Below are 14543 nucleotides of genomic sequence, written 5' to 3'. Positions count from 1 at the left end.
AATTTTTGTTATCGCTTTTTTGTTGCCGTGGAAACTTTCAGCCCATCTTCGGATGGGTTTTTTTCTCCACCGTATTTTCTGCAAAACTATTCCATACCGCGCCGATCCCGGATGGAGTAGGATAGATGCACTAAAAAGGTGCAGGAGTCTGCTGTATGGCAACTGGCAAGCTGCCCGATGCTGGGCAGATCCTCAATTCACTCATCAACAGCATCCTGCTGTTGGATGACTCACTGGCGGTTCACTACGCCAACCCTGCGGCACAGCAGCTGCTGGCGCAAAGCTCCCGCAAGCTGTTCGGCACGCCGCTGCCCGACCTGCTCGGCTATTTTTCGCTGAACGTCTCTCTGATGCGTGAAAGCCTGCGCGCTGGTCAGGGCTTCACCGACAACGAAGTGACCCTGGTGGTCGATGGCCGCGCGCATATTCTTTCCCTGACCGCTCAGGCGCTGCCGGAAGGCTATATCCTGGTCGAGCTGGCACCGATGGACAATCAGCGCCGCCTGAGCCAGGAACAGCTGCAGCATGCCCAACAGGTGGCCGCCCGCGATCTGGTACGCGGTTTGGCGCACGAGATTAAAAACCCGCTGGGCGGCCTGCGCGGCGCGGCACAGCTGCTGGCCAAAGCGCTGCCCGATCCGGCGCTGACCGAATACACCAAGGTGATCATTGAGCAGGCCGATCGGCTGCGCAATCTGGTGGATCGTCTGCTCGGGCCGCAGCGCCCCGGTCAGCACATCACCCAGAGCATCCATCAGGTCGCGGAGCGCGTCTGCCAGCTGGTGTCGCTGGAAATGCCGGATAACGTCACGCTGGTGCGCGACTACGATCCCAGCCTGCCGGAAATGGCCCACGACCCGGATCAGATAGAACAGGTGCTGCTGAACATCACCCGCAATGCGCTGCAGGCCTTGGGCGAGGCGGGCGGCACCATTACGCTGCGCACCCGCACCGCGTTTCAGATAACGTTGCACGGCACCCGCTATCGCCTGGCGGCGCGTATCGATGTCGAAGACGACGGCCCCGGCGTGCCGGCGCAGCTGCAGGACACGCTGTTCTACCCGATGGTCAGCGGCCGTGAGGGCGGTACCGGCCTGGGATTATCCATCGCCCGCAATCTGATCGATCAGCATTGCGGAAAAATTGAGTTCAACAGTTGGCCAGGTCATACCGAATTCTCGGTCTACCTGCCCATTCGTCAGTGAGGTTTGCAATGCAACGAGGGATAGTCTGGATCGTCGATGACGATAGCTCCATCCGCTGGGTGCTTGAGCGCGCGCTCACCGGCGCGGGCATGAGCTGCGCCACCTTCGAAGGCGGCAATGACGTGCTGGAAGCCTTGGCCACGCAAACTCCCGACGTGTTGCTGTCCGATATCCGTATGCCGGGCATCGATGGTCTGGCGCTGCTCAAGCAGATCAAACAGCGCCACCCGATGCTGCCGGTGATCATCATGACCGCGCATTCGGATTTGGACGCGGCCGTCAGCGCCTATCAGCAAGGGGCCTTCGACTACCTGCCGAAACCGTTCGACATCGACGAAGCGGTGGCGCTGGTCGAGCGCGCCATCAGCCATTATCAAGAGCAGCAGCAGCCGGTGCGCAGCCAGCCGGCCAGCGATCCGGCGGCGGACATCATCGGCGAAGCGCCGGCGATGCAGGACGTGTTTCGCATCATCGGCCGGCTGTCGCGTTCGTCGATCAGCGTGCTGATCAACGGCGAATCCGGCACCGGCAAAGAGCTGGTGGCGCATGCGCTGCACCGCCACAGCCCGCGCGCCAAGTCGCCGTTCATCGCCCTGAACATGGCCGCTATTCCCAAGGATCTGATCGAGTCCGAGCTGTTCGGCCACGAGAAAGGCGCCTTCACCGGCGCGAACCAAATCCGTCAGGGGCGCTTTGAACAGGCCGACGGCGGCACGCTGTTCCTCGACGAGATCGGCGATATGCCGCTCGACGTGCAAACGCGCCTGCTGCGGGTGCTGGCGGACGGCCAGTTCTACCGGGTCGGCGGCTATGCGCCGGTGAAGGTCGACGTGCGCATCATCGCCGCCACGCACCAGAACCTGGAATTACGGGTACAGGAAGGCAAGTTCCGCGAGGATCTGTTCCACCGCCTGAACGTGATCCGCGTACACCTGCCGCCGCTGCGCGAGCGCCGGGAAGACATCCCGCGGCTGGCGCGCCACTTCCTGCAGATCGCCGCCAAGGAGCTGGGCGTAGAGGCCAAGAACCTGCATCCGGAAACCGAAACCGCGCTGACCCGCCTGCCCTGGCCGGGGAACGTGCGCCAGCTGGAGAATACCTGCCGCTGGCTGACGGTGATGGCCGCCGGGCAAGAGGTGCTGATTCAGGATCTGCCGAGCGAACTGTTCGAAACCGCCGCGCCGGAGAGCCCCAGCCACAGCCTGCCGGACAGTTGGGCCACGCTGCTGGCGCAGTGGGCCGATCGCGCGCTGCGTTCCGGTCATCAAAATCTGCTGTCGGAAGCGCAGCCGGAGATGGAGCGTACACTGCTCACCACCGCCTTGCGTCACACCCAGGGGCACAAACAGGAAGCCGCACGCCTGCTGGGCTGGGGCCGCAATACCCTGACCCGCAAGCTCAAAGAACTGGGCATGGAATAGGCGCTGAGGTTGATGATAAAAAACGCAGCCCAGCGCACAAAAAAACGCCAACCGCAGACTTTACAGCCGGTGCGGGCGCAGTATGATCGTGTCGCACACTCTGGAGGTTGACGATGCTGGACTCATTCATCGTGTTCATTTCTCAGGGCGCGGAGCTGGGCTCCGCCGCCAGCCACACCCCGCAGGCGGCGGTCGCCGCGGTGTTGTGCGCCGCGCTGATTAACTTCTTCAGTTAAAAAAACAGCCGCATCAGCGGCTGTTTTTTCATCCTCAGATCACCCGAGAGAACTGCTGGCTGCGCGCCTGTTGCCGCAGATAGCGGTCGAAGCACATGCAGATATTGCGGATCAGCAAGCGCCCGCGCGGCGTGACGCGAATGCCTTGCTCGTCGCGCTCCACCAGCCCATCGCGTTCAAACGGCGCCAGCAGCTGCAGGTCTTCGGCGAAGTAAGCGGTGAAATCGATGCCGTATTGCCGTTCAAGCGGCTGATACGCCAACCGGAAGTTGCAGATCAACGTTTTGATCAGATCGCGCCGCAGGCAATCGTCGTCCGTCAGCGCCAACCCGCGCCACAGGGCGTTGCCCTGCGCCGGTACGCTCTCATAGTAACGCTTCAGCTCTTTCTGGTTCTGCGCATAGCTGTCGCCGAGCATGCTGATGGCCGACACGCCCAACCCCAGCAGATCGCTGTCGCCCTGGGTGGTGTAGCCCTGGAAATTGCGGTGCAGCTTGCCTTCGCGTTGCGCAATCGCCAGCTCATCGTCCGGGCGTGCAAAGTGATCCATGCCGATAAACTGATAGCCGGCGTCAGTCAGGAACGCGATGCTTTGCTGCAGGATATCCAGCTTCTGCTGCGCGCTGGGCAGATCGGCATCTTTGATTTTGCGCTGGGCTGCGAATAAATTCGGCATATGCGCGTAGTTGAACACGCTGAGGCGATCGGGATTCAGTTCAGCCACCCGCTGCAGCGTGAAGGCGAAGCTTTCCGGCGTCTGTTTCGGCAGGCCGTAGATCAGATCAATATTGGTCGAGCGGAAGCCCAGCACTTTGGCCCGCTCGATCAGGGCGAAGATAAAGGCTTCATCCTGCTCGCGGTTGACCAACGCCTGCACCTGCTTGTTGAAATCCTGCACCCCCATGCTCAGGCGGTTAAAGCCTTCGGCGCGTAAATGATCGAGCACATCCAGCGCTATCTCGCGCGGATCGACTTCGATCGACATCTCCGCATCGGGCAGAAAATCAAAATGTTCGCGCAGCAGCGCCACCAGCCGGCTGATTTGCGCTTTGTCCAGGTAGGTTGGCGTACCGCCGCCCCAGTGCATCTGGCCAACCTTGCGGCCGGCGAACAGCGGCGCACGGCTGGCGATCTCTTGCGCCAGGACATTCAGGTATTCATCGGCCTTGTGCGTCTGACGCGTCACCAGTTTGTTGCAGCCGCAGAAGTAGCACAGCTTATGGCAGAAAGGGATATGCACGTACAGCGACAGCGGGCGCTCAGGGTAGCGCGCCGCGGCGCGTTGAAACGCCGCTTCGTCGTAGCGCTGGTTAAACTCCAGCGCCGTGGGGTATGAGGTATAACGCGGCCCTGAGTAGTTATATTTTTGGATCAGGGCCAAATCCCAGACAATCGTCTGCTCTGACATGCTCACTCCTTCCGATATCTTTTTCTACCGGGCCGGGAGAGAGGCGGTTGTCTGCGCTGTCTGGCCACGGAAGCGCTGCGAAAACGCGCTTTGCGCTTAGACAGCCGCCATAGTTTACCGAATAACCACAGCAGATAACACATCAAGAGTAGGGCTATTGTCGGGATCAGCCACATGGCGCGTTAAAAAGCGTCCTTCGGGTTGCCGCCTTTCAGCAGCTTCAGAATATCTTCCTGCTTCTCTTCTTCTTCCTCGTCGTCTTCATCGCCCAGCTCGATGCCCAGCACGTCCATCAGCACATCGATGCGATCCAGCGTCTTGTCGACATACGCCTGCTCTTGCGCGTTCAGCGTTTCGCCATCGTCGATGCGATCCAGCAGCGCGTTCAGACGTTCGTCATTTTCCAGCTTCGCCAGCTCTTCTTCCGGCGACAGGCGCGGTTTTGCTTCAGCCTTTGGCTTCGGCTGCGGTTTGGCCTTCACTTTGGTTTCGTCGACCACCAGCGCAACCGGCACTTTACTGCCGATACGCGGATCTTTGGCTTCCGCCGCCGATTTGTTTTTCTGGCTGCCGGACTCGACCTGAGTGCGCGAACCGGAAGCGTGGCCGCGGCGTTTTTTCAGGCGTTTGCGCTCACGCGCTTCCTGATCGAGCTCCATACGGCTTTTCTTTTTCGTTTTTGACTTCGCCGCGCTGCCGCGAGGTGCTTTTGATGGCTGGTTCATAGCGTGTGCTCTTAGGTATGTAGATTCAGTATAGAATTGCGGCGGAATCTAGCAGAAAGCGGACAAAGAAAAAAGGCGGCAGGTTAAACCTGCCGCCTATTTCGCACCTTCTTGCGAAGGGTATTCCTGTTACGCGCTCCTTGCGTACATGCAACATCCCGGTTTTTCCTTCTGCTATAACCGCATTCCCTGCCACTACGTCCTTCATCCTGAAAGGAAAATCGTCCATGGCGCAATCCATTCGCATCCGCTCTTCCCGAGCGCGCTTCCTGCGGGCATCCAAACTGCCGATACTTCACCATCCGATGTGCCTGCCGCCTATTCCGGTGCGAAAGGGTCACTTCCTTTTGCGTTCATCCTGGCACTCATTGCACGCCCTGTGCATTCCCTGAGATTTGTCATCCTTCCCGGATGTTCCCTAATCCTGCGCAACCCTGCGTTAACGAGTACTTTACGTTATTGTTGCGAAGGCTCAAGGCACCGGAGGCCGATTTGACTGACATTTCCACACAACGAAAAAACAACACATTGTTTTTAAAAAAGAAACAGAAATATCGCTTTCGAATAAAGCGACATTACCCGCGATTCGAATGGCAAATGTCTCACAACGTACGAGCAGCTTAACCGTCGTTTTATCGCGCCCCGCCGCTTAAAAACGGAGAAACACGCCATTTTTACCGCTGATGCAGTTATAATCGCCAACCAGTTAGCCATCCTCACGGAGACGAAAAATTTTGACCAGCAAGAACTACAACTATCATGTGACCCATTTCGTCACCAGCGCACCCGATATTCGCCATCTTCCGGGGGATGCAGGAATTGAAGTCGCCTTTGCCGGCCGTTCCAACGCCGGTAAATCCAGCGCGCTGAATACGCTGACCAACCAAAAAAGCCTGGCGCGCACCAGTAAGACGCCGGGGCGCACCCAGCTGATTAACCTGTTCGAAGTGGAAGACGGCATTCGTCTGGTTGACCTGCCGGGTTATGGCTACGCCGAAGTGCCGGAAGAAATGAAGCGCAAATGGCAACGCGCGCTGGGCGAATACCTGCAGATGCGCAACAGCCTGAAAGGGCTGGTGGTGCTGATGGATATCCGCCATCCGCTGAAAGATCTCGACCAACAGATGATCCAGTGGGCGGTCGACGTCGGCACGCCGGTGCTGGTGTTGCTGACCAAGGCCGACAAGCTGGCCTCCGGCGCACGCAAGGCGCAGCTCAATATGGTACGTGAAGCGGTGCTGCCGTTTATGGGGGATATTCAGGTTGAAGCCTTCTCGTCGCTGAAGAAGATCGGCGTCGACAAGCTGCGCCAGAAGCTGGACACCTGGTTTAACGAGATCCCGCCGGAAGTGCTGCCGGAAGAGGACATCGGCGAATAAGCCCTGATCGCACGTTTGAGCCGATGCCTCGCCGCATCGGCTTTTTTATGCCCGCAGATCGACCGCAGGCGGGATTTTTCGTTATCTAATTACATTTTTGAAATAAAGCCATCATAAAGACTTATCGCCAAAACGGGCTTGTTTCGCCGAATTACGCGGATTGAGGGAGCGGAAGTTGAAATGAAAGTCGGGGCCGAGCGATAGGAAAAACGTATGGTTTGCTGCTGTTTTTACAATAAAAAACGCCCCAGTCAATACTGACTGGGGCGGCTAAATATTCAGCCAAATCCGATTACGTGAAGTAAAAGGTCTGAAAGATAGAACATCTTACCTCTGTACCCTACGCCTGTAACTCTACATCATTTTTTCGCAGGGAAAAAGAATTTTTTGTAGTTTACTTACACAATTTGAGACGCAAGAACGGCGAAGTTGGGGAAACTATCGCCGCATCTTGTAGCTTAATTACGAAAAGTGCTTAGCTTCTCGCCAGTTAGCGCATACGGCGATAACCCGGCGATCAGTGCGCCTCATCCCAGTTCATGCCGACGCCCACATCGACCTTCAGCGGCACCGCCAGCGTCATGCTGCCTTCCATCAGTTGGCGGATACGTTGGCTGGCTTCGTCGATCACCGACTCGTGCACCTCGAACACCAATTCATCGTGCACCTGCATGATCGCGCGCACCAACGGCTTCTCCTGCCCCTGCAGCCAGGCGTCGACCTCGATCATCGCACGCTTGATGATATCGGCCGCCGTGCCCTGCATCGGGGCGTTGATGGCGGCGCGCTCGGCCGCCTTGCGGCGCATGGCGTTGCTGGAGCGGACGTCCGGCAGATACAGACGGCGGCCGTCCAGCGTGCTGACATAGCCCTGCTCGGAAGCCTGCTGACGGGTGCGCTCCATGTAATCCAGCACGCCCGGGTAACGTTCGAAGTAGAGATCCATATAGCGCTGGGCTTCCCCACGCGGGATCCCCAGCTGACGCGCCAGGCCGAAGGCGCTCATGCCGTAAATCAAACCAAAGTTAATCGCCTTGGCGCTGCGGCGCTGCTCGCCGGTCACTTTATCCAACGGCACGCCGAAAACTTCCGACGCCGTGGCGCGGTGAATGTCTTTCCCTTCGGCGAAGGCCTTCAGCAGCCCTTCATCCTGAGACAGATGCGCCATGATGCGCAGCTCGATCTGCGAGTAGTCGGCCGCGACAATGCGGTAGCCTTCCGGCGCAATAAAGGCCTGGCGAATGCGCCGCCCTTCTTCGTTGCGCACCGGGATGTTCTGCAGGTTCGGATCGCTCGAGGAGAGGCGGCCGGTGGCGGTCACCGCCTGATGGTACGAGGTATGCACCCGCCCGCTGACCGGATTGATCATCAGCGGCAGCTTGTCGGTATAGGTGGTCTTCAGCTTCGCCAAACCACGGTATTCCAGAATCACCTTCGGCAGCGGGTAGTCGAGCGCCAGCTCGGCCAGCACTTCTTCGTTGGTGGATGGCGCCCCGCCCGGGGTTTTCTTCAGCACCGGCAGCTTTTGTTTTTCGTACAAGATAGCCTGCAGCTGCTTGGTCGACGCCAGGTTGAACGGCTCTTCCGCCAGCTCGTGGGCCTGCGCCTCCAGCTCAGCCAGACGCTTGGCCAGCTCCTGGGAGTGGGCCGATAAAATGGCCGGATCGATCAGCACCCCGGTGCGTTCGATATGCGACAGCACCGGCAGCAGCGGCATTTCAATCTCGTTGAACACCGTCAGCAGTTCCGCGCTCTGTTTCAACTGCGGCCACATCGCCAGATGCAGCTGCAGCGTGACATCGGCGTCTTCGGCAGCGTATGGCGCCGCCTGCTCAAGCGCGATCTGATTGAACGTCAGCTGGTTCTTGCCCTTGCCGGCGATCTCTTCGAAGGTGATGGTTTTGTGGCCAAGATAACGATCGGCCAGGCTGTCCATATCATGACGGCCGCCGACGCTGTCCAGCACATAGGACTCCAGCATGGTGTCGTAGGCGATGCCGCGCATCTCGATGCCATAACGCGCCAGCAGGCTCATATCGAACTTCAGATTTTGCCCGACCTTGAGCGCTTTCTCGTCTTCCAGCAGCGGCTTGAGCGCCTCCAGCACGTAAGCGCGATCCAGCTGCGCCGGCGCATCCAGATAATCGTGCGCCACCGGCAAATAAGCCGCTTCGCCCGGCGCGATCGCAAAGGACAGGCCGATCAGATTGGCGGTCAGGGTATCCAGGCCATCGGTTTCGGTATCGAAGGCAAACACGTCGGCTTTTTTCAACCGCGCCAGCCAGTCGGTAAAGGTCGCTTCGTCCAGGATGGTGACATAACCGTCCTGAGACAGCTTGGCCTCCGCCAGCGCTTTCGGCGCTTCCGCGGCTACAGCTGGTTTGGCGGCGCCGGCAGCTTTCGCGCCCGCGCCTTTCTTGTTTTCCAACCAGACGCCGGCTTCTACGTCCGCCAGCCAGCGTTTGAACTCGTACTGTTTGAACAGCTGTTGCAGCGTGTCGACATCCGGCGCGGAGACCGTCAGGTCCGCACAGGTCAGATCCAGCTCGACGTCGGTTTTGATCGTCGCCAGCTTATAGGAGAGGTACGCGACCTCTTTATTCTGTTCCAGCTTGGCCGCCATGGTTTTGGCGCCGCGGAAGCTCAGCGTGGCGATGTTCTCCAGATTGCCGTACAGCGCATCCAGGCCGCCGATACCCTGCAGCAACGCCTGGGCGGTTTTCTCGCCCACGCCCGGCACGCCGGGAATGTTGTCCGATGAATCGCCCATCAGCGCCAGGAAGTCGATGATCAGCTCCGGCGGAATGCCGTACTTGTCGCACACTTCCTGCGGGCCGAGGATCGTGTTGTTCATGGTGTTGATCAGGGTGACGTTCGGCGTCACCAGTTGCGCCATGTCTTTGTCGCCGGTGCTGATCAGCACCGCGTGGCCGGCCTTTTCAGCCTCCAGCGCCAGCGTACCGATGACGTCATCCGCCTCTACGCCGGGCGTCACCAACAGCGGCAGGCCCATCGCCTTGACCATGTTATGCAGCGGCTCGATCTGCGCGCGCAGATCGTCCGGCATCGGCGGCCGGTGCGACTTGTATTCAGCGAACAGATCATCGCGGAAGGTCTTCCCTTTGGCATCAAACACCACGGCAACGTGGCTCGGTTGATACTGCAACAGCAGACTGCGCAGCATATTCAGCACGCCGTACATCGCGCCGGTCGGCTCGCCCGCCGAATTGGTCAGCGGCGGGAAGGCGTGATAAGCGCGGTAGAGGTAAGAGGAACCGTCAACCAGGATTAGTGGGTTTTCTGCAATCTGGGCCATAGCGTTTCTTTATCGTGATCGGACATAGGGGTAAGCATGCCATAGCTGGCCGCCGGAGACGAACCTTAGCGTGCATTGCGGACGAAAATGATGTGATTGTGCGCGAGGATCCGCAAGATCTTACCTGTGGATAACTTTGTGCATAGAAAAGAGACCGAATTATAACGCTGCGATTATCGTTATAACGGCGAATAAAATTCCTATTTAAATCACCGCGTTAAAAGAACGAATTCCGGCGACGCTTAATTATTGGCTTTTATTGGATTTGTGGATATAACTTTCGCCGGATTTTAATCGCACTATTAATCAAATTCGGCGCCTCAATTACCATAGCACAAGCTGGACAAGTTGCACGAAAACTCAGCAAATGGTTATCCGATGAGACGAAAAACAGTGATTTTAAGCGGCGCTTTACCCCGGCGATTTCTGTTAAAATGCGTTTTTGTTCATGCGCTTTGGCATGCAACGATGTTCCCACCAACCGTCAGCCCATAATCATGCCAAGATTGTTAACGCCTGTTATCTTTATCATTTCCGTCATACTTACCATTCTGGTGACGGTGTTATGCTCCATCCCCATCACGCTGGCCGGCATCGTGAAACTCGTGGTGCCCATTCCCGCCGTTTGGCGATATATCTCGGCTTTCGCCGATTTCATGATGTGGTGTTGGTGCCAAGGGCTGGCGCTGTTATTGCGCATTAACGGGCAATTGCGTTGGGATATTGAAGGGCTGGAAGGGTTGGATCGCAAAAACTGGTATCTGCTGATCAGCAACCACGAAAGTTGGTCAGACATTGTCGTGTTATGCGTGCTGTTCAGAAATCATATTCCAATGAATAAGTATTTCCTCAAACAGCAGCTCGCCTGGGTGCCGTTTGTCGGCCTGGCCTGCTGGGCGCTGGACATGCCATTCATGAAGCGTTACTCCCGCGCCTATTTGCTCAAGCACCCGGAAAAACGCGGCAAGGATATCGAAACGACGCGCCGTTCCTGCGAAAAATTCCGCCAGCGCCCAACCACCATCGTCAATTTCGTCGAAGGCTCACGCTTCACCGAAGCCAAGAAAATTAAAAGCAATTCACCTTATCGCAATTTGCTGGCGCCCAAAGCTGCCGGCATCGCGTTTACCCTTAGCGCGCTGGGCAATCAGTTCGACAAAGTGTTGAACGTCACCCTGCTTTATCCGGAAAATAACCAGCGGCCCTTTCTGGATATGCTGTGCGGCCGCCTGACGCGTATCGTGGTGAGAATAGAGACGCTACCGATCGATGAAACCCTGCACGGTGATTATTTCAACGATAAACAGTTCAAGCGGCGCTTCCAGCTGTGGCTGAATACGCTGTGGCAGGAAAAAGACCGGTTGCTGGATAAATTGAAGCGGCAATACGGATAAAAAAACGCCGGCAATGCCGGCGTTTTTCATGTTGAATCAGGCTTATTTCTGCTGGCTGAGGAATTTAACCACATCGGCGAACTGCTTCACGTAAGCGTCCATCGAGCTGGTGTCCAGGCCATCGTTTTTAACCATGTATTTGCCGTTGACGAATACCGCCGGCACGCCGCGCAGCTGCAGATCTTCTGCGGCTTTCTCCTGTTGAACCACCAGAGATTTCACCACGAAGCTGTTCCAGGCCGCGTCATAATCTGCGGCGGTTACGCCCGCTTTCACGAAGACGTTACGGATATCGTCCGGCGTTTGCACGGTCTGGGTTTTCTGCACCGCTTCAAACATCAGCGGGCTTACTTTGTCTTCCACGCCCAGCGCCATCGCGACCGCCCATGCCTGAGTCAGCTGTTTGCCCAACGGCCCCAGGAACTCCACGTGGTACTTGGTCATTTTGGTGCCGGCAGGCAACGCTTTTTTCACGTTCTCGGACACGTGATAGACCTGCTCAAACTGGTAGCAGTGTGGGCAGTAAAAGGAGAAGAACTCCAGCACCTGCGGCTCACCGGTCACCGGCTTGTCCAGGGTCACGTACTGAGTGCCATCGCTAAACTGTGCCGCCGAGGCGCTGAATGCCATCACCATGCCAACGAGCGCCAACCATATTTTTTTCATAAGACTAAACTCTCCATTGTGTTAAAGCTTCAATACATTGGCGTCAGCTGCAGAGGAGGCTCCTGCAACAGCTTAACCTGTTCATTAAACGCCGCAGTCTGAGATAACCAGAAATCAGACTCCGCCATCCACGGAAAACTCTTAGGGAAGGCCGGATCCTGCCAACGGCGAGCGACCCAGGCCAGGTAATACACCATACGCATCGCCCGCAGTGGCTCAATTAACGCCAGCTCGCGCTGATCGAACTCGGCAAATTCGCCGTACGCCTCCAGCAAAACGTCCAGTTGCATCAGTTGGTCGCGACGTTCGCCGTGCAACAGCATCCACAGATCCTGTACCGCAGGGCCGTTGCGCGCGTCATCAAGATCGACGAACAGCGGGCCATCGCGCCACAGAATATTGCCCGGATGGCAATCGCCGTGCAAACGCCGCGGCTGCCAGTTCAGATGCCAGTGTGGCTTGATCGCCGCAATCAGGTTATCCGTCGCCTGCAGGAAGGCATCACGCTGAGCCGCCGGCAACAGCTCGCAATCGGCCAGCGCCTGACGCGGGGCAACAAGATACTCTTCAATCCCCATGGTTGGACGCTCGGCAAACAAACGCTCGCCGCCGACCTGATGGATACGCCCCAGAAAACGGCCTACCCATTCCAACTGATCCAGATTGTCTATCTCGTATTGCCGGCCCCCCACGCTGGGGAACAGGGCAAAGAAAAAACCGCCGTGCGTATGCAGCGTAGCGCCTTGCAGCGCCAACGGCGCCACCGCCGGGATCTCCGCGCCGGCCAGATCCAGAGCGAACTGATGTTCCTCACCGATTTGTGCGGCGCTCCAGCGCTCCGGGCGGTAAAACTTCACCACGTAGCGTCGACGATCCTCATCCATAAACTGATAGACGCGGTTCTCATAGCTGTTCAATGCCGTCAGGCCGGAATCGACGCGCAGGCCAATCCCTTCTAGCGCGTCCATGATCAAATCGGGCGACAGGGTGTCGAAATTAAAAGCTGAGTTATTCATAACGTTCGTTTGATCGCTGACAGCACGGTGCCGGGAATGAGAAATAGTAGCATTAATGGCGCATTTCACGCGCTATGCTTTCTCGCACCGCACGAGGATCAATCCTTGATAACGCCGCGAGCACGCAGCAACGCCGTTTTAAAATCTTCTTCGTAATCTTTCTTCAGGCCCGGGATCTGATCCGTGCCGGCGCTGCCGCGCATTTTCAGATGGTAAATAAGAATATCGTCGCTCAACTCGGACAACTCGCCCTGGAAGCCCGCTTCCTTCGCCAGCTTTTGCAAAAACTGCATCAAATTGAGATCGGGATCTTCCTGCCAGGCCGGGTGCAACAGCTCGATCAACTCGTTTACGCGATGCGTTTTCATCTCAATATCGTCCAATAGCATGAATAAACTCACAAAGTAACAGGCTTACCCACGCAGTGAAAGAACCGGCTTGTCAATAAAGGTAAATCCTGATGTCGCGCCGGCTTTAGCGCTACAATCAGCGCATCGACAAGGCGGGATAAACGAGATGCATAAAGAAATCAGCGGCGTCATTTTGGCCGGCGGACGGGCCACGCGCATGGGCGGTGAGGACAAAGGCCTAGTGTCGATTGGCGGGATCGCACTCTATCAACACGTATTGGCTCGGTTACGCCCGCAGGTGGCTTCCGTCGCCATCAGCGCCAATCGCAATCAGGCACGTTACCAGGCGAGCAGTTTGCCGGTGATTGGCGATCTGACGCCCGATTTCGCCGGGCCGCTGGCAGGCATGCTGGCCGGGCTCAAACAGGCTCCCAGCGAATGGGTGGTCTTCGTCCCTTGTGATGTCCCCGACTTTCCCGCCGACTTAGTCGCTCAGCTATGGCAGCAAAAAGGCGCGGCGCAGGCGGCCTTTGCCAGCGATGGTGAACGAGATCACCCCACGCTGGCGTTACTGCATAACCAAATAGCGCCGCAGCTGGCCGACTATCTGGCGCGCGGTGAACGCAAGCTGATGCTGTTCTTGCATCAAATTGGCGCACAACGCGTAGTGTTCAGCGGGCAGCAAGCGGCATTTCATAACCTGAATACGCCGGCTGACAGCCTGAATTGGCAACAAACGCGAGAGCTCAAAAAATGAATCGTTCATTGCCTCCCTTGCTGGCCATCGGCGCCTACAGCGGAACGGGGAAAACGACCCTGCTCAAACAGCTGATCCCGTTGCTGAAACAACGCCAGGTAAGGATTGGACTGATCAAACATACGCATCACGACATGGATGTGGATACGCCGGGTAAAGACAGCTATGAGCTGCGTAAAGCAGGCGCCGAGCAAACGCTGGTCGCCAGCGATCGTCGCTGGGCATTAATGACCGAAACGCCGGAGCAACAACCTTTGGATCTGCGCTATCTGGCTGGGCGCTTTGACGCCGATAAGGTCGACTTGATTCTGGTGGAAGGGTTCAAACATGAGCCGGTCAGCAAGATCCTGCTTTATCGGGCCGAGATCGGCAGGCCGTTGGAAGACATGCTGGATCAGTTTGTCGTCGCGGTAGCCAGCGATCGACCGCTATCCATTTCGGCTAAGCAGTTGGATCTCAATCAACCGGAAAGCATCGCCGACTTTATTGTCGAGTGGTTGAAAGGCGCAGCGTAGCTGCGCTTTTTTACGTTTTACGCACAGCAAAAAGCCCTGAACGTCAGTTCAGGGCTTTCGGCTTTATTTGATGCCTGGCAGTGTCCTACTCTCGCATGGGGAGACCCCACACTACCATCGGCGCTACGGCGTTTCACTTCTGAGTTCGGCATGGG

The 14543-nt window shown here is 57.3% G+C and carries 14 protein-coding genes and 1 rRNA gene; 7 read left to right on the top strand and 8 right to left on the bottom strand.

Annotated features, from left to right (window positions below; all coding sequences use genetic code 11):
• Positions 1-155: 155 nt before the first annotated feature.
• From glnL to HWW83_RS22585, 3 genes are all read left to right on the top strand, one after another.
• Positions 156-1205, top strand: a complete 1050-nt coding sequence (gene glnL / locus HWW83_RS22595) for a nitrogen regulation protein NR(II) (protein WP_004931246.1) — start codon at positions 156-158, stop codon at positions 1203-1205.
• 8 nt (positions 1206-1213) lie between these two features.
• Complete coding sequence (gene glnG / locus HWW83_RS22590) at positions 1214-2626, top strand: nitrogen regulation protein NR(I) (protein WP_033652266.1); 1413 nt, start codon at positions 1214-1216, stop codon at positions 2624-2626.
• Positions 2627-2739: 113 nt separating this feature from the next.
• A complete protein-coding gene (locus HWW83_RS22585; RefSeq protein WP_015379453.1) occupies positions 2740-2862 on the top strand; it encodes a YshB family small membrane protein in 123 nt (40 codons plus the stop codon).
• Positions 2863-2896: 34 nt separating this feature from the next.
• Here HWW83_RS22585 and hemN read toward each other — a convergent pair whose 3' ends face one another.
• Together hemN and yihI are read right to left on the bottom strand one after the other, a co-directional pair.
• Positions 2897-4270: an oxygen-independent coproporphyrinogen III oxidase gene (gene hemN / locus HWW83_RS22580; RefSeq protein WP_033645172.1), complete on the bottom strand. Its 1374-nt coding sequence runs from the start codon at positions 4268-4270 to the stop codon at positions 2897-2899.
• Positions 4271-4452: 182 nt separating this feature from the next.
• On the bottom strand, positions 4453-4995 hold the full coding sequence (gene yihI / locus HWW83_RS22575) for a Der GTPase-activating protein YihI (protein WP_015379455.1): 543 nt from the start codon (positions 4993-4995) through the stop codon (positions 4453-4455).
• A 734-nt stretch (positions 4996-5729) separates the two neighbouring features.
• Here yihI and yihA point away from each other — a divergent pair.
• The gene (yihA, locus tag HWW83_RS22570) at positions 5730-6374 is read left to right on the top strand and encodes a ribosome biogenesis GTP-binding protein YihA/YsxC (RefSeq protein WP_004931258.1); all 645 of its coding nucleotides are present in this window, start codon (positions 5730-5732) and stop codon (positions 6372-6374) included.
• A 278-nt stretch (positions 6375-6652) separates the two neighbouring features.
• Here the strand turns inward: yihA and spfP are convergent, their stop codons facing one another.
• Positions 6653-6700 (bottom strand): small protein SpfP, encoded by a 48-nt coding sequence (gene spfP, locus HWW83_RS25875; RefSeq protein WP_071892919.1) that lies wholly within the window; start codon positions 6698-6700, stop codon positions 6653-6655.
• 191 nt (positions 6701-6891) lie between these two features.
• Entirely contained in the window at positions 6892-9690 is a 2799-nt protein-coding gene (polA, locus tag HWW83_RS22565) for a DNA polymerase I (protein ID WP_033652267.1), read from the bottom strand.
• A gap of 497 nt (positions 9691-10187) precedes the next feature.
• On the opposite strand from polA, the gene yihG reads away from it, so the two are divergent.
• Positions 10188-11084, top strand: coding sequence for a 1-acylglycerol-3-phosphate O-acyltransferase, YihG family (gene yihG, locus HWW83_RS22560; protein ID WP_033645170.1), 897 nt, complete (start codon positions 10188-10190; stop codon positions 11082-11084).
• A gap of 42 nt (positions 11085-11126) precedes the next feature.
• Here the strand turns inward: yihG and dsbA are convergent, their stop codons facing one another.
• From dsbA to HWW83_RS22545, 3 genes are all read right to left on the bottom strand, one after another.
• Positions 11127-11750 (bottom strand): thiol:disulfide interchange protein DsbA, encoded by a 624-nt coding sequence (gene dsbA / locus HWW83_RS22555; RefSeq protein ID WP_025304721.1) that lies wholly within the window; start codon positions 11748-11750, stop codon positions 11127-11129.
• Between the two features lie 29 nt (positions 11751-11779).
• Positions 11780-12766, bottom strand: coding sequence for a serine/threonine protein kinase (locus tag HWW83_RS22550; protein ID WP_042785605.1), 987 nt, complete (start codon positions 12764-12766; stop codon positions 11780-11782).
• A 98-nt stretch (positions 12767-12864) separates the two neighbouring features.
• Positions 12865-13134 (bottom strand): YihD family protein, encoded by a 270-nt coding sequence (locus HWW83_RS22545; protein ID WP_004931268.1) that lies wholly within the window; start codon positions 13132-13134, stop codon positions 12865-12867.
• A 148-nt stretch (positions 13135-13282) separates the two neighbouring features.
• On the opposite strand from HWW83_RS22545, the gene mobA reads away from it, so the two are divergent.
• On the top strand, positions 13283-13873 hold the full coding sequence (gene mobA, locus HWW83_RS22540) for a molybdenum cofactor guanylyltransferase MobA (RefSeq protein WP_176589563.1): 591 nt from the start codon (positions 13283-13285) through the stop codon (positions 13871-13873).
• Positions 13870-14388 carry a molybdopterin-guanine dinucleotide biosynthesis protein MobB gene (gene mobB, locus HWW83_RS22535; protein ID WP_033652270.1) on the top strand — a complete coding sequence of 173 codons (519 nt, stop codon included), beginning with the start codon at positions 13870-13872 and terminating at the stop codon, positions 14386-14388. Before mobA ends, mobB begins: the two co-directional genes overlap by 4 nt.
• A 72-nt stretch (positions 14389-14460) precedes the next feature.
• Here the strand turns inward: mobB and rrf are convergent.
• A 5S ribosomal RNA gene (rrf, locus tag HWW83_RS25870) occupies positions 14461-14543 on the bottom strand; the annotation flags it as partial.

It is taken from the genome of Serratia ureilytica (assembly GCF_013375155.1).
GTDB classification, from domain to species: domain Bacteria; phylum Pseudomonadota; class Gammaproteobacteria; order Enterobacterales; family Enterobacteriaceae; genus Serratia; species Serratia ureilytica.
Note: the sequence above shows the minus strand (reverse complement) of the source record. Positions and strands in the feature narration are given on the sequence as shown.